Annotated in this window: 9 protein-coding genes; 3 read left to right on the forward strand and 6 right to left on the reverse strand. The window is 68.5% G+C overall.

The annotated features are described in order from the left end of the window. Positions 1-279: 279 nt before the first annotated feature. Entirely contained in the window at positions 280-6,708 is a 6,429-nt protein-coding gene (locus tag AC068D_RS00345; protein ID WP_478820661.1) for a DUF7507 domain-containing protein, read from the forward strand. Between the two features lie 163 nt (positions 6,709-6,871). Here AC068D_RS00345 and AC068D_RS00350 read toward each other — a convergent pair whose 3' ends face one another. From AC068D_RS00350 to AC068D_RS00360, 3 genes are all read right to left on the reverse strand, one after another. Beyond that, entirely contained in the window at positions 6,872-7,138 is a 267-nt protein-coding gene (locus AC068D_RS00350) for an Imm32 family immunity protein (protein ID WP_478820662.1), read from the reverse strand. A 344-nt stretch (positions 7,139-7,482) separates the two neighbouring features. Next, positions 7,483-9,012: a UDP-N-acetylglucosamine 1-carboxyvinyltransferase gene (locus AC068D_RS00355; protein ID WP_478820663.1), complete on the reverse strand. Its 1,530-nt coding sequence runs from the start codon at positions 9,010-9,012 to the stop codon at positions 7,483-7,485. A gap of 587 nt (positions 9,013-9,599) precedes the next feature. Further along, the gene (locus AC068D_RS00360; protein ID WP_478820664.1) at positions 9,600-10,769 is read right to left on the reverse strand and encodes a low temperature requirement protein A; all 1,170 of its coding nucleotides are present in this window, start codon (positions 10,767-10,769) and stop codon (positions 9,600-9,602) included. Positions 10,770-11,073: 304 nt separating this feature from the next. Between AC068D_RS00360 and acnA the strand changes: the two genes are divergently transcribed. Then, positions 11,074-13,800 (forward strand): aconitate hydratase AcnA, encoded by a 2,727-nt coding sequence (gene acnA / locus AC068D_RS00365; protein ID WP_478820665.1) that lies wholly within the window; start codon positions 11,074-11,076, stop codon positions 13,798-13,800. Positions 13,801-13,875: 75 nt separating this feature from the next. Here acnA and AC068D_RS00370 read toward each other — a convergent pair whose 3' ends face one another. The 3 genes from AC068D_RS00370 to AC068D_RS00380 all read right to left on the reverse strand — a co-directional run bounded on the left by AC068D_RS00370 (position 13,876) and on the right by AC068D_RS00380 (position 20,527). After that, complete coding sequence (locus tag AC068D_RS00370) at positions 13,876-14,808, reverse strand: FG-GAP repeat domain-containing protein (RefSeq protein WP_478820666.1); 933 nt, start codon at positions 14,806-14,808, stop codon at positions 13,876-13,878. Positions 14,809-15,010: 202 nt separating this feature from the next. Then, the gene (locus AC068D_RS00375) at positions 15,011-16,222 is read right to left on the reverse strand and encodes an aromatic ring-hydroxylating oxygenase subunit alpha (protein WP_478820667.1); all 1,212 of its coding nucleotides are present in this window, start codon (positions 16,220-16,222) and stop codon (positions 15,011-15,013) included. A 477-nt stretch (positions 16,223-16,699) separates the two neighbouring features. Then, a complete protein-coding gene (locus tag AC068D_RS00380) occupies positions 16,700-20,527 on the reverse strand; it encodes a GH92 family glycosyl hydrolase (RefSeq protein WP_478820668.1) in 3,828 nt (1,275 codons plus the stop codon). Positions 20,528-21,016: 489 nt separating this feature from the next. Here AC068D_RS00380 and ngcE point away from each other — a divergent pair, with 489 nt between their 5' ends. Next, positions 21,017-22,465: an N-acetylglucosamine/diacetylchitobiose ABC transporter substrate-binding protein gene (gene ngcE / locus AC068D_RS00385; protein ID WP_478820669.1), complete on the forward strand. Its 1,449-nt coding sequence runs from the start codon at positions 21,017-21,019 to the stop codon at positions 22,463-22,465. Positions 22,466-22,530 lie beyond the last annotated feature (65 nt).

Here is a 22,530-nt window from a genome sequence, read left to right on the forward strand (position 1 = left end):
TGTCCAGCGCCGCGCCCGCTGTTCTGGCGCCGAGCCCGTGTCCAGCGCCGCGCCCGCCCTCGCGCGGCCTGAGCCAGGCGCACCACGCACTCGCCTACCGTCGCATCCGCGCAGCCCGTCCTGCCCGAGCCGCCGTTCAGGCCCTGGGGCATGGGCCGTTGGGATGATACTTCCTAGTTGGCTGATACGACTCGAATATTCAGGATTGTGGATCATTCCTCCTTATGGTGTGTTTTGCCCAGCCATTGAGAGTTCTGTGATCACTCCTGGGAGCCCCAGATGTCCGTAGCCAGACCCCCTGGGGTCTCCGACCGCGCGCTCGGGAAGCGGCGTATCACCACGTGGCCACGACGCTGCTGGTCAGCCGTTCTCGGCGCCCTGCTGGTTCTCGGGCCGCTGCCGGCGGTCCCCCTGCTGGCGGCGCGGAGCGCGGAGGCCGCCCAGTCGAGGTGCACACCGGACGAGGGTTACACGCACTGCGTGGCGTTCACCTACGCCGAGGTCGATCAGACGTTCACCGTTCCTCACGGTGTCAGGTCGGTCAGGGCCAAGCTCTGGGGTGCCGGCGGAGCCGGCGCCACCGGCCGTGCGCCGCAAGCCGGAGGGGCGGGCGGCTACTCGACCGGGCTGCTGGACGTGCTCCCCGGCAAGCGGCTCACGGTCGTCCCGGGCCGAGGGGGACAGCGGGAGCCCCATGCTTCCCCGGCGACCGCGCACCGCGGACGCGGCAGCGGCAGCCCGGCACTGCTCAACGACCCTCACCGGCCGGGCGGAACGGGCGGCGGGATGTCCGCCGTCTACTCGACCTCGCCACGGAGCGCGGCGAGCGCACTGATGGCCGCCGGAGGTGGCGGCGGTGCCGTCGCGCCCGGAGGCGGCTCATTGCGCGCCGGTGCCGAGCTGCGCACCGTGCAGAAGGCCGGTACCGGCGGCACCGGTCACGTCGACGGCAAGGGTGTCACGGCGGGATCGACGACCAGGGGCGCAGACGCCGTCAAGGGTGCGACCAGGCCGGGCCGCGCGCCGTACACCGGCGAGGCCCAGTACGCAGCCGGTGCAGCGATCGGCGGGAGCTCGTCGGCACAGACCACACAGCAGGTACAGGGCAACGGCGGCAACGGCGGCAACGGCCTTGTCGTGCTGGAGTGGAGGGCGGCGACGGAAACGGCTGCACGGACGGGCGCACAGCGTGCCGGCTCGGCCGAGCCTGCCGGTGGCGCATCGGCACGCAGCACAGCGAAGGACGCCAAGCCGGGCGGTACCCGGCCGGCCAACGGCAAGCCGACCGCCGCCAGGTCGGCCAGGTCGGCCGCACTCCCGCTCGACTGCACGGGAGACACGATCTACGCCCTGCAGAACGGCGCCAGTGCCACGGACCCCGGCACCCTTCTGGCCCTGGACGCAAGCACACTCCAGTCACAGACGCCGAGCGTCACGGCCACGGAGGTCAGCAAGATCCCCCAGGGGGGCATGACCAATGCCCTCGGAGTCCTCCCCGGCGGCACCGGCGCCTACGTGGTCAACCGCACGGGTTCGGCGTCGTCCATCGTCGTGCACGGATACGACGCGGCCTCCGGCACCTGGACCCAGTACACCGGCACCACTCCCGGCAATGGCGTCGTCGTCGTGGCGGGGGCCATCGACCCGGCCACCCGCATCTACTACTACGCGGCCCTCGGCACGGGCACGAGCACCACCCCCGGCAAGGTGACGGTCTTCGGGTTCGACACCACGACCAACCAGCGGATCCCGGGAGTGATCGCCACCTTCAACCTGCCCATCACCAGCCGGTTCAGCGCCAACGGCGACATCGCCTTCGACGCGGTCGGCAACCTCTACATCGTCACCTCGGCCAACAGCTCCAACAACGCGGCGATCGGGGTCGTACCCGGGCCGCTCCCGACGACGGGCTCCGCCACCGGTGTCGCGCGGCCCATCGATGTGCTCACCCGTATCGACAACCCCCAGCAGCACCAGTACAACGGAATCGCCTTCGACAACGAGGGCAAGCTGTTCATCGAGTTCAGCGCCCCCTCCCCGTCCACCAACACCTTCCTGCAGGCGATCAACCCGAACAACGGGGACGCCATCGGCCAGCCCAAGGTGCTGTCGAACACCGCCTTCGTCTCGGTGGACCTCGGTGCCTGCTCGACCAACCCGACGCTGACCCTGCGGAAGAACATCGTCGGGCGGTTCCAGAGCTCGACCACGTCGAACGACCAGTTCCAATTGTCGGTCACCGGCGGAGGCATCACCCAGGGCAACACCGCCACCACGATGGGCAGCAGCACCGGCGTGCAGCAGCCCGACGTGGGACCGATCGTCGGAGTGGCCAACACGACCTACACACTGGCCGAGACGGCGACGTCGGGCGGCAGCCTCGACAACTACACGACGGCCTACCAGTGCATCGACACGGCCAACGGCAACAGCCCGGTCGCCTCGGGCACCACCACCTCCTTCGAACTGCACTTCCCTGCCACTGCGCAGGGCGCGAACAGTCCTCGTGTCGTCTGCACGTTCACGAACACCCCGAAACCGGCGGCCCCGGCCCTGACACTGGTCAAATCGGCCGGTCCGGAGTCGGTGACCGCCGCCGGCCAGCTGCTCACCTACGACCACCTGGTCACCAACACCGGCAATGTCACGCTGACCAACGTGAACGTGACCGAGACCGTGTTCTCCGGATCCGGCCCGGACCCCGAGGTGTCGTGCCCGGGCAACTCCCTCGCCCCGGGCGGGTCGATGACGTGCACGGCCACGTACACCGTGACCCAGACCGACATGAACGCGGGCGAGATCGAGAACACGGCCACCGCGACGGGCACCCCGCCCACCGGTCCCGCGGTGACGGCGACATCCAGCGAGACCGTGACCGCAAGTCAGGACCCGGCGCTGACACTCGTGAAGACGGTGCAGGGCGACGGTGGCCAGTTCCGTTCCGGCGAGGTCCTGACCTACTCGTTCCTGGTGACGAACACGGGCAATGTGACGCTGTCCGGTGTGAGCGCGAGCGACATCGCGTTCTCGGGGACAGGACCGCGACCGGAGATCTCGTGTCCGGACACCTCCCTCGCACCGGGTGAATCGACGACGTGCACGGGGACGTACACGGTGACGCAGGCCGACGTGGACGAGGGCGAGATCAGGAACACGGCCGTCGCCACCGGCACCCCGCCGAGCGGCTCCGCGGTGGACTCGAACGAGTCGTCCGCGATCTTCACCCCACGGGTCACTCCCGCAGTGACACTCGTGAAGACGGCTTCGCCCTCCACCGTCACCGCGGCCGACCAGCACGTCGGCTACACGTTCCTGGTGACGAACACGGGCAATGTGACGTTGTCCGCGGTGGATGTGAACGAGACGGTGTTCTCGGGTTCGGGCCCGGGCCCGGAGGTGTCGTGTCCGGGCAATGTGCTCGCCCCGGGCCAGTCGATGACGTGCACGGGGACGTACACGGTGACGCAGGCCGACGTGGACGAGGGCGAGATCAGGAACACGGCCGTCGCCACGGGTACTCCGCCGACCGGTTCCGCGGTGACGGCGACGTCGAGCGAGACGGTGACCGCCGAACAGGACCCGTCCATCTCCCTGGTGAAGACGGCCGAGCCGGAGTCGGTGACTGCCGCGGACCAGCTGGTGACCTACGACTTCCTGGTGACGAACACGGGCAATGTGACATTGTCCGCGGTGGATGTGAACGAGACGGTGTTCTCGGGTTCTGATCCGGGCCCGGAGGTGTCGTGTCCGGGCAATGTGCTCGCCCCGGGCCAGTCGATGACGTGCACGGGGACGTACCCGGTGACGCAGGCCGATGTGAATGCGGGCGAGATCGAGAACACGGCCGTCGCCACGGGTACTCCGCCGACCGGTTCCGCGGTGACGGCGACGTCGAGCGAGACGGTGACCGCCGAACAGGACCCGTCCATCTCCCTGGTGAAGACCGTGGTCGGTGACGGAGGGGTGTTCCGCAGCGGCGAGGTGCTCACCTACTCGTTCCTGGTGACGAACACCGGAAATGTGACCCTCACCGGCATCGGGGTTAGCGACATCGCGTTCTCCGGAACGGGCCAGGCGCCGGTGGCGTCGTGCCCGGGCAACTCGCTCCCCCCGGGCGGGTCGATGACGTGCACCGGCACCTACACGGTCACGCAGGAGGACGTGGACGCGGGTTCGGTGACGAACACGGCCCGTGCGACCGGGACTCCGCCCGGCGGCTCCCCGGTCTCGAGCCAGTCGTCGGCCCTCTTCACCCCCCGGGTCAATCCCGCTCTGACACTGGTCAAAATCGCTTCACCCCAGACCGTGACGGCGGTCGGCCAGCTCGTGACCTACGAGTTCCTGATCACGAACACAGGCAATGTGACATTGTCCGCGGTGAACGTCGTGGAGACGGCGTTCTCCGGTTCGGGCCCCGACCCGCAGGTGTCGTGCCCGGGCGGTTCCCTCGCTCCGGGCCTGTCGAGGACATGCACGGCGACCTACGCCGTCACCCAGACCGACTTCGACGCGGGCACGGTGACGAACTCGGCCCGTGCGACGGGTACTCCGCCCGGAGGCCCGGCGGTGACGACGCCACCGTCGACGTCGACGGTGACCACGGTGCACAACCCGGCACTGACGCTGGTCAAGACGGCCTCACCGTCCGCGGTGACCGCCGCGGGTCAGCACGTCGGCTATACGTTCCTGGTGACGAACACGGGCAATGTGACATTGTCCGCGGTGGATGTGAACGAGACGACGTTCTCGGGGACCGGCCCGGAGCCGCAGGTGTCGTGTCCGGCGGGTGCACTCGCCCCCGGCCAGTCGAAGACGTGCACGGCGGCGTACACGGTCACCCAGGCCGATGTGAACGCCGGCGCGGTGACCAACGGCGCAACCGCCACGGGTACTCCGCCCACCGGACCGGCTGTGACGGCGACCGCGAGTGACACGGTGACGGCGGAGCAGGCTCCGGAGCTGTCGCTGGTCAAGACGGTGGCAGGTGACGGTGGCGAGTTCCGCAGCGGTGAGGTGCTGACGTACTCGTTCCTGGTGACGAACACCGGCAATGTGACGGTGTCCGGCGTGGACGTGCACGACCTTGCGTTCTCGGGGACCGGTCCGGGGCCGGAGGCGTCGTGTCCGGCGGGTGCACTCGCCCCCGGCCAGTCGAAGACGTGCACGGCGACGTACACCGTGACCCAGGCCGATGTGGAGGCGGGCGAGATCAGGAACACAGCCGTCGCCACGGCCACTCCGCCAGGCGGTTCCGTGGTGGAGTCGAACGAGTCGTCCGCGATCTTCACCCCGCGGGTCACTCCCGCACTCACGCTGGTGAAGAACGCTTCGCCGTCCGCGGTGACCGCTGCCGGCCAGAACATTGCCTACACGTTCCTGGTGACGAACACCGGCAACGTCAGGCTCACCGATGTGGAGGTGAACGAGACCGCGTTCTCGGGGTCGGGACCGGCGCCGAACGCCTCGTGCCCGGAGGGTGCGCTCGAACCGGGGCAGTCCAAGAGGTGCACGGGTACGTACACGGTGACCCAGACCGACGTGAACATCGGCGTGGTCACCAACACGGCCGTCGCCACGGGCACTCCGCCCACCGGACCGGCTGTGACGGCGACCGCGAGTGACACGGTGACGGCGGAGCAGGACCCGGCCCTCACGCTGGTGAAGACGGCTTCGCCCGCCACGGTGAGCGCGTCCGGCCAGCGCGTCGACTACCGCTTCCTGGTGACGAACACCGGCAATGTGACCTTGTCGGACGTGAACGTCACCGAACCGTCGTTCACCGGGTCGGGCCCGGAGCCGCAGGTGTCGTGTCCGGCGGGTGCACTCGCCCCCGGCGAGTCGAAGACGTGCACGGCGGCGTACACGTTCACCCAGGCCGATGTGAACGCCGGCGCGGTGACCAACGGCGCAACCGCCACGGGTACTCCGCCCACCGGCCCGCCGGTGACGGCGACCGCGACCGCGACGGTGACCGCGACCTCGGTCCTGGCGGTGGGACTGACACTGGTGAAGACGGCCTCGCCCACCGAGGTGACCCGCCCCGGCCGGCGTGTGGAGTACCGCTTCGTGGTGACGAACACCGGCGGCGTGCCCCTGTCGGACGTGGCGGTGCGCGAGACGGCGTTCACCGGCGCGGGCCCAGAGCCCGAGGTCTCGTGCCCGGGCAGTTCGCTGGCTCCCGGTGAGTCGATGACCTGTACGGCGGGCTACACGGTCGAGAAGGCCGACCTCCGTGCCGGCTCGGTGAAGAACACGGCCACCGCCACGGGCACGCCGCCGACCGGCCCCGCCGTGTCCGAGACCGCGAGCGCGACGGTGACGACCTCCTGGGACAGGCATCCGGGGCTGACGCTGAAGAAGAAGGCATGGCCCGCCAAGGTGACCCGTCCCGGCAAGCGGATCTCATACGAATTCGTCGTCAAGAACACCGGCACGGTGCCCCTGTCGGACGTGCAGGTGAGAGAGGAGAGGTTCACGGGCAGGGGGCCGAAGCCCGAGGTGTCCTGTCCGGGCAGTTCGCTGGCTCCCGGTGAGTCGATGACCTGTACGGCGGGCTACACGGTCAGGAAGGCCGACCTCCGTGCCGGCTCGGTGAAGAACACGGCCACCGCCACGGGCACACCGCCCACGGGCCAGGCGGTCACCTCTCGGCCGGCGAGTGCAAAGGTGACGACCAGGTCGCGCCACCACCACGGACACCGCCCCTGACCGGACCTCAGGCGCACATACGGGCCGGTCCCCGAGCTTCGGTTCGGGGACCGGCCCATGTGGTTGACACGGCGCTTGTGATCCGGCGCCCCCGGGCCGGGTCCGCGGCGCCGGAGAAGTCGCCTCAGGTGTTCGCCGACAACTCTGCTGTTGCCGCGCGCGATCAGGTCGAGAGCGTCGACGAAGAGGACACCCCGGCCCCCTCTGAGGCCCCGACCGCCGACTGCACATGGTCGTCCCGTTCCAGGACCAGGCTGATCGAGCCGTCCTCGAGACCGATACCGCCGTCAAGATGCTCGTGGTGTCCGTCCCGGAGGGCGGGATCGGCGAGCCCCAGGAGTCGCTCTGCAAGGTCTCGGAGCCCGGCTGCATTGGCTGCGATCGTGATCTCGTCGGTCGAGCCGTACACCGTGATCCTGGGTTCGTCCATGGTGTCACGCTGCAACGCGGTCGGTGTGCGGCGGCTTTGGGCGGGAGTTCGGGCACCTGGGACGGCAGGACAGCGTTTCGTGTCGTCCCGCGAGCACGGCATGCGCATGCTCCGGCACGTCTGTGTCCCGGTCGTCCTGGATAGCCGGGGCGGGGCAGCGACCTACTCGTGGAGCGCCGCGGTCACGGCGAGCCGCTTCACCCCGCACACCCACACGCACCTCATGCCCAACAGCCAGGCCGCGCGCGGAGGGCCGTCGACGGGGTCTTCCGCGGAGGCGGAGACACCGGCGACGGCCCACAGCCGGCACAGGCGAAGGGGATGCGTCCTGACCTGCGGCCTATTCAGATGTCCCGGAAGATCTCGATCTGCGCACCCACCGAGTTGAGGCGCTCCGCCAGTTCCTCGTAACCGCGGTTGATGACATACACGTTGCGCAGAACCGACGTGCCCTCGGCCGCCATCATCGCCAGCAGGACCACCACGGCCGGGCGCAGCGCCGGCGGGCACATCATCTCGGCGGCGCGCCAGCGCGTGGGGCCCTCGACGAGGACGCGGTGCGGGTCGAGCAGCTGGAGGCGGCCGCCGAGACGGTTGAGGTCGGTCAGATAGATGGCACGGTTGTCGTATACCCAGTCGTGGATGAGGGTCTTGCCCTGGGCGACGGCTGCGATCGCGGCGAAGAAGGGCACATTGTCGATGTTGAGGCCCGGGAACGGCATCGGGTGGATCTTGTCGATGGGCGCCTCCAGTTTGGAGGGGCGCACGGTCAGGTCCACCAGACGGGTGCGGCCGTTGTCCGCGTGGTACTCGGCCGTGCGGTCGTGGTCGAGGCCCATCTCCTCGAGCACGGCGAGCTCTATCTCCAGGAACTCGATCGGCACCCGGCGGATCGTCAGCTGGGACTCGGTGACGACGGCGGCGGCCAGGAGGCTCATCGCCTCCACCGGGTCCTCGGAGGGGGAGTAGTCGACGTCGACGTCGATGGTGGCCAGGCCGTGCACGGTGAGCGTGGTGGTGCCGATGCCCTCGACGCGAACGCCGAGCGCCTCCAGGAAGAAGCACAGGTCCTGGACCATGTAGTTGGAGGAGGCGTTGCGGATGACGGTGACCCCGTCGTGCCGGGCGGCGGCGAGCAGGGCGTTCTCGGTCACGGTGTCGCCGCGCTCGGTCAGCACGATCGGGCGGGTGGGGGCGGTCGACCGCTCGACGACCGCGTGGTAGAGACCCTCGGTCGCGGTGATGTCCAGTCCGAAGCGCCGCAGGGCGATCATGTGGGGTTCGATCGTGCGTGTGCCGAGGTCGCAGCCGCCGGCGTAGGGGAGCCGGAAGCGGTCCAGCCGGTGCAGCAGCGGTCCGAGGAACATGATGATCGACCGGGTACGGCGGGCGGCCTCGGCATCGATCGCGTCCATGTCGAGCGTGGCGGGCGGGACGATCTCCAGGTCGGTGCCGTCGTTGATCCAACGGGTACGGACGCCGATGGAGTTGAGGACCTCGAGCAGCCGGTAGACCTCTTCGATGCGGGCGACACGGCGCAGCACGGTGCGGCCCTTGTTGAGCAGGGAGGCACACAGGAGCGCGACGCAGGCGTTCTTGCTGGTCTTGACGTCGATGGCCCCGGAGAGCCGGCGTCCGCCGACGACGCGCAGGTGCATGGGTCCGGCGTAACCGAGCGACACGATCTCGCTGTCGAGCGCCTCACCGATGCGGGCGATCATCTCAAGACTGATGTTCTGGTTCCCGCGCTCGATGCGGTTGACGGCGCTCTGGCTGGTGCGGAGTGCCTCGGCCAGCTGTGTCTGTGTCCAGCCCCGATGCTGTCGGGCGTCACGGATGAGCTTGCCGATGCGTACGAGGTAGTCGTCTGCCATGGGGGCAGGCTATCTCGTATATGAGATGAGCCGTCCAATGGGGGTGGACCATCCGGGTGATGCCCTGTCTTGATGGTCCATCGGTAAGCAGATAGGGGCAAATCGGATAAATCAACCTTGTGTGTGCGGGTGCGTGCAGGGGGGTCCTGAGGTATGGGCACTCGCGGTCCGTCCTGCCGGCAGGGTTCTGCAGGTGTCATCGCCGTCCGCGACGACACTTGCAGCCGGATGTGCGGCAACACCTCCAACCGGATTCAGGGGCGGGGTGGTTGGGCAACCGCCGAGGAGCCCTCGTCGGGTCCCGGACCGGGAGGGCGTTCACCGGTTGCGGCGGAGGGGTCGACGCATGCGGGAACGGGGATGACGGAAGGGTCGGTTGGGCAGTCGGGGCCTTAACCGTGCCGCCCGCGGTCGAGGCGTGGTTGCGCGCGGTGGGCCGCCGCTCATCACGGTGGCGTGGCTGTCGTCGTGCCGGTTCCACGCTCTCGGCGCTCCGGCTGCCGGATGCCGGGTCGGGGGCTGTGCCGACCTCGCGACGTCGGCCTCGGCGGAGCCTGCCGAAGGCGAGCACCTGACCCGGACCGGCATCACAGTGTCCCCGTCACCTGCCTGTGGCGTGCCACCCCCCGTGCGTACAGCAGATGGACGATCGCCTCCGCCGCGAGGATCAGTACGACCGCCCAGGGTGGGAGCAGGTCCTTCAGACCGATGACGATCAAGGGGATACCGATGCCCGGTACGGCCCACAGCGCAACGCTCCCCACCGGTCTGCGGAAGCGCAGGGCGATGCAGGCGTGGGTGAGGTGGTAGAGCGCGAGCCCGCCGGCCAGTGCGATGACCGCTCCCCTGGTGAGGTGTGCGTGCCCCGATTCCTCCACGGCCGTGGCGAGCCCGGCCGCGATGCAGATCACTGAGGCGGTCACGAAGAAGTGCAGGAATCCGGCGACGTCCCGGGCGAGGAAGTACGCCTCGCGGCCCCTGGCCGCGCCCAGCATGATGTCGGCCGAGACGGACCCGAAATCGAAGTACGACCACCAGAGCGCCGCGAGCAGGACGAAGCCGATGAGTGCGGTGACGCCTGCGTCGGCCGTCCACGCCTTGTCCGTCGAGGTGATCAGGGCCAGGACCGACTCGCCCAGCACGATGATGACGAAGAGCCCCACCCGCTCCACGAGATGACCGGTGTGCAGCCGGCCGGGCATCCCGCGCCCGCGTGCGCTCAGCAGCAGAGCGATCTCGGCGATGATCAGCACGGCCCACATGAGGTACCGACCGGGGGACGGTACGAACGCGGAGACGGCCCACAGCACCCCGGACGCCAGGCAGTAGCTCAAGGGTCGCCACTTCGGTACCCGCAGCGGCTCGGGGTACCGGGTGGCGGGCCACCACAGTCCCAGCAGCACCAGCCGGGTGCCCGCGTACCCCAGTGCGTACGCGGGCCCGCGATCCCCGGTCGCCGCGGGCACGGCCGTGGCCATCAGGGCCAGGCAGGCCATCGCCGAGAGCATCAGCAGCCGGCGCCGTGCGCTGTCGTCCACGAAGAGATTCGCCGAGACCGTGAAGTTGATCCACATCCACCACGGCGGGAAGTAGAGCGCCAGGAACACGACGAAGTCCGCCAGGCCGGGATCTCCGTGCAGGGTGTGCGACAGCTGGGCGGCGAGGGCGACGAACACGAGGTCGAAGAAGAGCTCGAGCCAGCCCGCGTGCCGGTGCTCGGGTGGGACGCTCTCGGATGCTTCGGCGGTGGTGGTCATCGCCCCATCCTCGGGGCTGATCACGCCGTCCGGGCGGCAGCGGTGCCATCATTCCATGGGAAACGCCCTTTTTGCGGTGGTGTGCGGGCATGCGTATCACCGGCGAGGCGTCCGGGCATGACCGTTCAGCGGTCATGTACTAGAGTTATCTCGACATCGAGATATCTGTAGAAGGCGTACCGCAGCCCCTTCCGTTGGCCGCGCGCGGTAAGGCGAGCCTAACTAAGCCTTACCTTAGCGGATCGGTGGGAATCGCAGGCGGCAGGATGCGGTTCGTACGCGCACATTGATGAAGGAGACTGTCGTGTCGGCGAACAGCTTCGACGCCCGCAGCACGCTGCGCGTGGGCGACGAGTCTTACGAGATCTTCCGGCTGGACAAGGTCGAGGGCTCCGCGCGCCTCCCTTACAGCCTCAAGGTCCTGCTGGAGAACCTGCTCCGCACCGAGGACGGCGCGAACATCACCGCCGACCACATCCGGGCGCTCGGTGGCTGGGACTCGCAGGCGCAGCCGAGCCAGGAGATCCAGTTCACGCCGGCCCGCGTGATCATGCAGGACTTCACCGGCGTGCCCTGTGTCGTGGACCTCGCGACCATGCGTGAGGCCGTGAAGGAGCTCGGCGGCGACCCGGCGAAGATCAACCCGCTCGCCCCGGCCGAGCTGGTCATCGACCACTCCGTCATCGCCGACAAGTTCGGCACCGCGGACTCCTTCGCCCAGAACGTGGAGCTGGAGTACGGCCGCAACAAGGAGCGCTACCAGTTCCTGCGCTGGGGCCAGACCGCGTTCGACGAGTTCAAGGTCGTCCCGCCGGGCACCGGCATCGTCCACCAGGTGAACATCGAGCACCTGGCCCGCACGGTCATGATCAGGAACGGCCAGGCCTACCCCGACACCCTCGTCGGCACCGACTCCCACACCACCATGGTCAACGGCCTCGGCGTGCTGGGCTGGGGCGTCGGCGGTATCGAGGCCGAGGCGGCCATGCTCGGCCAGCCGGTCTCGATGCTGATCCCGCGCGTCGTCGGCTTCAAGCTCACCGGTGAGCTGCAGCCCGGCACCACCGCCACCGACCTCGTGCTCACGATCACCGAGATGCTCCGCAAGCACGGCGTCGTCGGCAAGTTCGTCGAGTTCTACGGTGAGGGCGTCTCCGCCACCTCCCTCGCGAACCGCGCCACCATCGGCAACATGTCGCCGGAGTTCGGCTCCACCGCCGCGATCTTCCCGATCGACGACGAGACGCTGAACTACCTGAAGCTGACCGGCCGCAGCGAGCAGCAGGTCGCCCTCGTCGAGGCGTACGCCAAGGAGCAGGGCCTCTGGCTGGACCCGGCCGCCGAGCCCGACTTCTCCGAGAAGCTGGAGCTCGACCTCTCCACGGTCGTCCCCTCCATCGCCGGTCCGAAGCGCCCGCAGGACCGCATCGTCCTCGCCAACGCTGCCCAGCAGTTCGCGCAGGACGTGCGCAACTACGTCGACGACGCCGACGAGGCGGGCAAGGAGTCCTTCCCGGCGTCCGACGCCCCGGCCGCGTCCAACGGTGTGCCGACCCGCCCGACGACCGTCACCGCCCCCGACGGGTCGACGTACGAGATCGACCACGGCGCCGTCACCGTCGCCGCGATCACCTCCTGCACCAACACCTCGAACCCGTACGTCATGGTCGCCGCCGCGCTCGTCGCGAAGAAGGCCGTGGAGAAGGGCCTGACCCGCAAGCCGTGGGTCAAGACCACCCTCGCCCCGGGCTCCAAGGTCGTCACCGACTACTTCGACAAGGCGGGCCTGACCCCTTACCTCGACAAGGTCGGCTTCAACCTCGTCGGCTACGGCTGCACCACCTGCATCGGCAACTCCGGCCCGCTGCCGGAGGAGGTCTCCAAGGCCGTCAACGAGCACGACCTGGCCGTGACCTCCGTGCTCTCCGGCAACCGCAACTTCGAGGGCCGGATCAACCCCGACGTCAAGATGAACTACCTGGCCTCCCCGCCGCTGGTCGTCGCGTACGCCCTCGCCGGTTCCATGAAGGTGGACATCACCCGTGAGGCGCTCGGCATCGACACCGAGGGCAACCCGGTCTACCTGAAGGACATCTGGCCCTCCGAGGCCGAGGTCAACGACGTCGTGGCCAACGCCATCGGCGAGGACATGTTCAACAAGTCCTACCAGGACGTCTTCGCGGGCGACGCCCAGTGGCAGGCGCTGCCGATCCCGACCGGCAACACCTTCGAGTGGGACACCGAGTCGACCTACGTCCGCAAGCCCCCGTACTTCGAGGGCATGACGATGGAGACCACCCCGGTCACCGACATCGCCGGCGCCCGCGTGCTGGCGAAGCTCGGCGACTCGGTCACCACCGACCACATCTCCCCGGCCGGTGCCATCAAGGCCGACACCCCGGCCGGCAAGTACCTCACCGAGCACGGTGTCGAGCGTCGTGACTTCAACTCCTACGGCTCGCGCCGAGGCAACCACGAGGTCATGATCCGCGGTACGTTCGCCAACATCCGCCTGCGCAACCAGATCGCGCCGGGCACCGAGGGCGGCTACACCCGCGACTTCACCCAGGCCGCGACCGCTGACGCGGCTCCGGTCTCCTTCATCTACGATGCCTCGCGCAACTACATCGAGCAGGGCATCCCGCTGGTCGTGCTGGCCGGCAAGGAGTACGGCTCCGGCTCGTCCCGCGACTGGGCCGCCAAGGGCACCGCGCTGCTCGGCGTGAAGGCCGTCATCGCCGAGTCCTACGAGCGCATCCACCGCTCGAACCTCATCGGCATGGGCGTGCTCCCGCTGCAGTTCCCGGAGGGCGCCACGGCCGAGACCCTCGGACTGACGGGTGAGGAGACCTTCTCCTTCACCGGTGTCACCGAACTCAACGAGGGCACCACGCCGCGTACCGTCAAGGTCTCCACCGACACCGGTGTGGAGTTCGACGCGGTCGTCCGCATCGACACCCCCGGTGAGGCGGACTACTACCGCAACGGCGGCATCATGCAGTACGTGCTGCGCAGCCTGATCCGCAAGTAAGGGCTCCGGTACGCCGAAGGGGCCGCACTCCCGAGCGGGAGTGCGGCCCCGACGCATGTGCCGGTGCACCCGGAGTCAGAACATCAGACGGTAGGTGTTCCAGCCGCTGCTGCCGATCTTGACGCGCGGCTTGAACGGGGCGGTGGCGCGGCCGGTGCCCTTGTAGAGCCAGAGCGCACCCGCGCTGTCGCGTGCGACCAGATCCGTCCTGCCGTCGATGTCGATGTCACCGACGGAGACGAGGTTGTTGAAGATGTTCCAGCCGCTGCCGACCTTGGTGCGCGCGGCGAACGGTGTGGCACGGTTGCCCGTGCCCTTGTACAGCCACAGCACACCCGAACCGTCACGCGCGACGATGTCGGCCTTGCCGTCACCGGTCAGATCGCCCTGGCCCGCGATCTGGGTGTAGATGTTCCAGCCGGAGCCGACCTTCGTACGGCCCGTCAGCTTGCCATTGCCGTAACCCAGATAGATCCACAGGACACCGGAGGTGTCACGGGCGATCAGGTCGTCGGCCTTGGCGCCCGCGAGACTGCCCGGCGAGAGAACCTTGTTGTAGACGCCCCACCCGCTGCCGACGGAGACCGGCTCCTGGTCGAAGGGCGCGTAGAACAGGTACCCGCCGTTGTTGACCTCCCAGATGCCGTCGGAGCGGCCGTCGGCGTCGTGGTCGACCTGGGTGGCGTGCTTGATGACGCCCCACCCGGAGCCCACCTGCACACGAGCGGCGAGGCCACCCGTGCCGTTCGGGGGGTAGCCGTAGAGCCCGCCCGCCCTGTCGACGCCGTGAAGGGCGTTGATGGGGGCGGCGGCGGTCGGTGCGGCCGCGCCGAATCCGCGCTGAGTGCCGGCCTGGGGCAGGTCGCTCCTGGCGCTCGAGGACGCCGTGGGAGCCGGCTGGTCGGCCGCGGCCGCACCGGCGCCGGTACCGACAAGAGCGGCGGCCAGTGCGGCGGCGGCGAGGCGGGTCAGTGCCCTGCCGGGCTTACGGCCAGAGAGTTCGGCCACGAATCACTCCAGAAGGAAGGGGACGGGAAGGACGTGGCCCGCCTCGTGGGACGAGGCGAGTCACAGATACCACAAGAGTGTTTCACAGCATCTCCATGTATCAACTTGTTTCCTGTGGAGGGAAGTTGAACACCGAGTGGCACTCCTGATCGGAATTGTCCGGTCCGATTCCGCTCCCGGAAGTGACGCGGGCCCACAGCCCTCAGGAACCCGTCGGCCCGTTCACCAGCCGCCCGGCCAGATACCGCTGGAACTGCCACAGCGGGCGCTCCAGATGGGAGAACCGGCCACCGGACGGCCCCGGACCGGTGGCCAGCCCCCGCTGCACACCCCGGATGGCGATCAGGTCCTCGCCCTGGACCTGCTCCAGCTGCTCCCGGGACATCCGCAGGAACTCCTCGTAGCCTGCCGTCTCCTTCGCCGCGGCCGTGACGAACACGGTGGCCAGTGCGTCATGTGTGTCCGGTCCGGTCGGCAGCCAGCGGAAACAGGTGACGCTGGTCGGCAGAAACGCCATCACCAGCTGCGGAAAGACACCCGCGATCAGCATTCCGGACAGCTCCGCCTCGTCAAGTCCCGGAATGAGCAACGCGGACAGTGCCTCGAATGCCTCCTCGCCCATGGCCTCGAGGGCCGCCGGGGCGAACGGCATGAATGCGGTGAACCAGTTGCCGTCGCACTCGTCGAGCACCGTGTCCTTGCCGGGCAGCAGCGGCTCCAGCGTGCCCGCGTGCGTGCCCATGTGGTGGTAGCTCTCCGCGCCGTTCTCCACGGCCACCTTCCAGTTCGCCGGGACGCCTTCCCAACGGGCCGTGTACGCCACGACCAGATCGGCGAGACCGTACGGCGCCAGCTTCTCGTCGAGACCTGTGAGCCGGGGGGCGAGCGGTTCCGCCTCCGGGTCGGCGTTGACCATGATGAGGCCGTGCCACACCTCGAGCCGGTGGCGCGGCAGCCGGCACGCGTCGCGGTCGAACTCCACCTTGTTCATCAGCGGCGCCCCGTGCAGCCGGCCCGCGTACTCACCGTTCAGCTTGTAGGTCCAGGTGTGGTACGGGCAGGTCAGCCGTTTGAGACTGCCGCGTTCCGGTGCGGTCTCGGCCGGGAGGACGTCCATGAACCGGTGCCGGCACACCCGGGACAGGGCATGCAGCTCACCGTCCTCGTCCCGGGTGATGACCAGGGGCTCGCCGAGCAGATCGACCCGCAGATAGTCCCCCGGCCGGGCCACTTGATCGACGTGTCCGGCACAGAGCCACTCACCGGCGAAGATTCGTTCACGCTCCAGCTCGTGGAAGGCGGGGGAGGTGTAGGCAGCGGCCGGCAGGGTCTCGCCGCGTTCCAGTGGCAGCTTCGCGACCCGGGCCAGTTCGCCGAGGAGCGGGGCGATGCCGGTGTCCGAGAGGGTTGACATGGTGCGACCGCCTTCCGTCGTCAGGGATGGGGGGAGGTGCTCCCCGAACGCTAGGTCGCGAGCCCTGCCCGGCGTATCGACTCCAGGACCGATCCTTCCGGCACGATCCGGTACACCCTTCGGATGACCGGCCCCGTGAGGACCGCTGCGCCCGGGAGTCCCTCCGGCCTCGTCCGCGCCCTTCCCCGGCCCGTTTCCCCGTCCCTGCCCGGAGCATCGTCCGGGTGTCCCCCCGGCCGTCGGCAGGGCCGCAGCCTCCCGGCTGCGGCCCCGCTTCCGTGCGTACCGTCCCCATCGTCCGGACGGGCCCCCGGCTGGGGCCTCTCGTTTGGATCCTGCCGGGGCTCGCGTGCCCCGGCACGCACGCTCGCCGCGTTGTCGTCGGTCGCCCACGCTCCGCGTGGGCTCCTTCCTCCGCCCGGCGATCGCACGCACCGGACCCCGCTCACCGATCCAGCCCGATCCGAACGAAAGACCCTAGGAGATCAGTTCGATCTCCGCGAGTGCCGCCGGTCCGGACGGCACCAGCCGGTACCGCTCGTAGGCCCCCGGCCGTGCCACCGTGAACACGCGGGTCTGCTTGTCCCACGCGAAGGACTCCCCGGACCGCCTGTCGACATCGGTCCACGTCGAACCGGAGCGAGCCCCCTGCAGCACCCAGCCCGCCGGCGCCTTGTCCTTGGCCGACGAGGTCAGCGTGTACTGGACCGCACGGGTCCCGGACGCGACCGGAAGCTCCACGGGGACCGCAGCCTCCAACGCAGCCCCGGTGCCCGAGGTGTTGTCGAAGAGCGTGCCGGGGCCGCTGATCGCGTCGCGCCGGGGCGCCGGAACCTTGTCGTCCTTCGTGACGGAGACCGGAGCGGCATTCCTGCCGGTACCCCACTGCGAGGGCTTCGCACCCATGTCGAACTCCAGCGTGCCGCCGCGCGCGAGCAGCGCGTGCGGCAGCGCGGTGGAGTTCCACGACTTCCCGTTGACCCGCAGGCCCTGGACGTAGATGTTGCGCGCACTGTTCCGGGGGGCCTCGATGACCAGTTCGCGGCCGTTCTCCAGATGCACGGTGGCCTTCGTGAAGAGCGGAGAACCGATCGTGTACTCCCCGCTGCCCATCACCAGCGGATAGAAGCCGAGTGCCGAGAAGAGGTACCAGGCGGACTGCTCACCGTTGTCCTCGTCGCCGTGATAGCCCTGCCCGATCCCGCTGCCGGTGTAGAGGCGGGACAGCACCTCGCGCACCTTCTCCTGTGTCTTCCAGGGCTGTGAGGCAGCGTTGTACATGTAGGTCACATGGTGGGCGACCTGGTTCGAGTGCCCGTACATGCCCATCCGTACATCCCGGGCCTCCGTCATCTCATGGATGACGCTGCCGTAGGAGCCGGCGAATTCGGGCGACGCCGTCTCCGGGGTGGAGAAATAGGTGTCCAGCTTCTTGCCGAGTCCCCGGCGGCCACCGTAGAGATTGGCCAGACCACGGCTGTCCTGGGGAGCGGTGAACGCATAACCCCAGCCGTTCGTCTCGGTGTAGTCGTAGCCCCAGACCCGGGGGTCGTACTGCTGCGAGGCAACGCGCCAGTCGCCCTTCAGGTTCCGGCCCTGGAAGAATCCGGCCCTGGAGTCGAAGAGCGTCACGTAATTGCGGGCCCTGTTCAGGAAGTACGCCGACTCCGCCCGGTAGCGGGGCTTCTTCGTCTTCTCGAAGAGGGCGTCGGCCATCCGGGACAGGCCGTAGTCGTTCAGATAGCCCTCCAGGGACCAGGACAGGCCCTCGTGCGTCTCGGTCGAGGCATAGCCGAGGAAGGGAGAGGTCTCCATGCCCTTGCGGCCCACGCCCTTGCCCGGCGGTGCCACGGTCGCGTTCTTCAGCGCCGCCTCGTAGGCGGCCTCCGCGTCGAAGCCCCGCACACCCTTGACGTACGCGTCGGCGAAGGCGACGTCGGACGAGGTGCCGGTCATCAGATCGGCGTAGCCGGGGGACGACCAGCGGGAGATCCAACCGCCGTCCCTGTACTGCTGGACGAAACCGTCGACCAGCTCCCCCGCCTTGCGCGGGGTGAGGAAGGAGTACGCCGGCCAGGTGGTCCGATAGGTGTCCCAGAAGCCGTTGTTGACGTACACCTTGCCGTCGACGATCTTCGCGCCGGTGTGCGTCGGGGTGTCGGGCCCGGTCTGCGGCGAGAACGGGCTGGCGTACCTGTCCTTCCCGTCGACCTTCTCGAAGCCGGAGTTCGGGTACAGGTACAGCCGATAGAGCGAGGAGTACAGGGTCACCAGCTGGTCGTGCGTGGCTCCCTCGACCTCGACGCGGCCGAGGATGTCGTCCCAGGCGGCCCGGGCCCGGTCCTTGACCCGGCCGAAGCCCGCGGACGCCGGGATCTCGTCGGCCAGGTTCTTCTTGGCCTGGTCGACGCCGATCAGCGATGTCGCGATGCGCAGGGTCACCGTACGGTCCTCGCCGGCGTCGAAGCGGAGATGACCCTTGACGCCCTGCGCCGCGGACGAGGTGACGGGCGCGTCGAAGACGCCGTACACGAACATCCGGGTGGCGCCCGTCGACAGACCGCTCTTGACGTCGGAGTATCCGGTGAAGGAGCTGGTCGCCGGGTCGAGCGTGAGCCCGGCCTGGTCGGTGACGTTGTCGAAGAGCACCGACGCGTGCTCACCGGGATAGGTGAACCGCATCATCGCGGCATGGTCCGTCGGGGCGATCTCCGCCTTCAGTCCGTTCTCGAACGTCACCCCGTAGTAGTGCGGACGCGCCGTCTCCTTCTCATGACGGAAGGGCAGCGCACGGGCGGTACGGGAGGTGTCAGGGATGCCCTCGGCGATGGACGGCATCAGCTGGAACGTCTGCCGGTCGCCCATCCAGGGGCTCGGCTCGTGGCTGGCGCTGAAGGCCTGCACGGTGGGCAGATTGTCCGCGTTGTTGGCGCGCGCGTACTCGTACAGCCAGCTGAGGGAACCCGCGTTGGTGACAGGGGTCCAGAAGTTGAAGCCGTGCGGGACCGCGGTGGCCGGGAAGGTGTTTCCGCGCGAGAACGAGCCGCTCGAGTTCGTCCCGCGCACGGTGGACGCGTAGTCGGACAGGTGGGCGAGCCTCTTCTCGGGTGCCTTGGGCGCGATCCGGATGTCGTCGATCCAGCCCTGGAACTTCGCCGGGCCCCGGGGGGAGTCGTACGCCACCAGGATCCGGTCCACGGTCTTGCCGGCCGCGACCGGGCCGATCCGGGAAGCGACCTGGTTCCACTGGTTGACGTAGAGCCGCTTGGCGGCGCCCTGGCCCTGCGGTGTCAACAGCCCACCGTGCGAGTCCTCCGCCCGGAGGTCGCTCAGATAGGTGCCGTCGGTGAACGCGAGATCGACGGCCACGTTGGTGGCGGGATAGAGGAGATCGGTCTCGGGCAGTGAAGGGAAGATCCGGTACGACAGCTCCGTGTCGCGCCGCACGGCCGTGTTCACATCGAAGATCTTGTTGTACGAATAGGCGCGGCCGGCCGGCTTGTGCGTACCCGCGTACTTCAGTGCGCGCCTGCCGGTGAAGCCGGCGTTCGCCTTCGCGGTCGGCGAACCGCCCGGCCCCCGGTCGACCAGGCTGCGCATGTCGTCCGGTGCCGGGGTGCCGGTGCTGCCGTCGGAGAACTGGACATCGGCCAACTGGGTGGCGTCAAGGGCCCCGTTGTTCGCGGTGATCTCCAGCCGGTAGTGCGGGTATGCGGCGGCGTCCGCCGTGCCGATGTCGTAGGTCCTCGTCTGGAACCGCTTCTCGAAGGACTGGTCCGCACGGGTGTCCAGGACCTTCCAGTCCTTGCCGTCCGCCGACCCCTTGAGCGTCCAGTCCCCGGGGTCACGTGCCTCGAAGTCGTTCGCCGACGTCAGGGCATACGAGACGACCTTGACCGGGGCGTCCATGTCGAATTCGATCCAGGCGGTCGGCTTGAAGGCCAGCCATTTGGTGGACGGCTGGAGGTCGACCAGATTTTCCTTCACCTCACCCGCGCCGGTGTGTTCCTCGCTGGCCCGGAGTTCGATGACCTTGTCCGTCACATTGCCCGGTATTCCGGTGGCGAAGCCGCCGTCGACGCCCGATGCCCGCTTCTGTCCGTCCGGCCCCGTTTCCACGGTGTTGCGCCAGTCGGGCTGGGCCTCGTCGGCTTCGAAAGAGGTGGTGAACTCCGGTGCCGTGGGGGCAGGTTGGGCGGGCAGCGCGACGGCGGCCGACTGGCCGGTCACCACCAGCAGGGAAGCGGCCGCCACCAGGGCGGCCGCGCGAGCATGTCCGATCCGAGGGCTGGGTCTGGGCTGCATACCGAGCCTTTCCTCCCGCCGAAGCGTGCTGGACAACGTTGTCATGCGCATTGCGCAGGGTCCAGTAGGGAGTAAGTGCCGCATGGTGTCAAGGGTGTTGACGGTGTGGTGCGCTCGGTATCAGCCGTTTCGATGAGATTCTGGCTGCGCAATGTGCTTGTGCGGTGCTCTCGCGCCCGCGAGGTCTCAACTCGGGAAAGACTGGCGTCCAACCTTGCTTTCGATCTTGCTCACTTGGCGGGAAGTGGACTATACCTGTCGGCGTCCGCCTCGCCGGAAAGCGTGACGGCGGGCCAGGGGGACCGGGAGACGGCGAGCGGCCGAGCGCATCGGACCGCCCGCACAGAACTCCGTTCCCGCTGCATCTCGCTCCACCCCTGCACGAACCAGCTTCACCAATTGACCGCGGTGGCGGGGCCCTTCGCCTCAGGCGAGAAGGACGGGCGACCCGTTCACCGCCTGAGTCCTGGAGAAGGCGAGGACTTGAGCATGGGATCCACCTCCGCCCACACGAACACCGGTCTCGGCCGTCGTGATCTGATCAAGCGATCCGCGGCGCTCGGCCTGGTCACCGTTCCCACGATGAGCTTTCTGTCGGCCTGCGCCAGCGGCAGTGGGGGCGCGGACGAGAAGGTCGAGAAGGGCAAGGTCACCAAGCAGAACCCGCTCGGCGTCAACGAGACGGCCCCGCTCGAGGTCGTGATCTTCGACGGCGGCTTCGGTCAGCAGTACGCGATCGACGCCGAGAAGAAGTACAACGCGGCGTTCCCCAAGGCCCCGAAGGTCAAGCACAAGGCCACTCAGAAGATCCAGTCCGAGCTCCAGCCGCGCTTCAACGGCGGTACCCCGCCGGATCTCATCGACAACTCCGGCGCCGAACAGATGGACATGGGTGTCCTCGTCGGCAAGAAGCAGCTGGCCGACCTCACCCCGCTGCTCGACGCCCCCTCCGTGGACGACCCGAACAAGAAGGTCCGCGACACGCTCCGCCCGGGCATCGTCGAGATGGGCCAGTTCGACGGCAACCCGGTGTGGATCTTCTACTACGCCTACACGGTGTACGGAGTCTGGTACTCGCAGACCGCACTCGACAAGCTCGACGCGCAGTACCCCGAGACCTGGGACGAGATGCTCGCGCTCTGCGAGAAGGCCAAGAAGAAGGGCATCGCAGGCTGGACGTACGCCGGCAAGCACCCGTACTACGTCCCCTTCTCGCTCTATCCGTTCATCGCCAAGATCGGCGGCGTGGAGGTCCTGGACGCCATCGACAACCTGGAGCCGAACGCCTGGAAGCACCCGGCGGTCAAGGCGGCGTTCGAGGCGTACTACGAGCTCTACAGGAAGGGCTACATCCTCAAGGGCACGCCGGGCCTGGACCACATCCAGTCCCAGACCGCCTGGACCAAGGGCAAGGCGCTGTTCATCCCCAATGGTTCATGGGTGGAGAACGAGGCGGCGAGCACCATGCCGCCCGACTTCAACCTGGCGGTCTCCGCCCCCTCCGGGCTCGACAAGTCCGACAAGATGCCGTTCGGCACCATCTGGGCCTCCGGTGGTGAGCCCTTCATCGTCCCGGCGAAGGCGAAGAACATCGAGGGCGGCATGGAGCAGCTGCGCCTCATGCTCAGCGAGGAGTCCTCCAAGAACTTCACTAAGCAGGTCAAGTCGCTCACCGCGTACAACGGCGGAACCGACGGCATCGAGCTGACCCCCGGTCTGAAGTCCGGTGTCGCCGCACTGGACAAGGCCGGAACGAACGTCGTCAACCCCCGGCTCCAGGACTGGTACGTCAAGCTGCAGAAGGAGCAGATCGGTGTAGCCGGGCTGGGAGAGATGATGGCCGGACGGCTCACTCCCGCCGAGGCCGTCAAGAAGATCCAGGGCTTCGCCGACAAGGCTGCCCAGGACTCGTCCATCAAGCACTACAAGCACCAGTGAGCCGTTCCGGGGTTCCCGCGCCGGGCGCAGGGGCGGGGGTCCCTCGACCGGCCGTCCTCCGGCCT

The organism is Streptomyces sp. NPDC043861 (assembly GCF_056435905.1).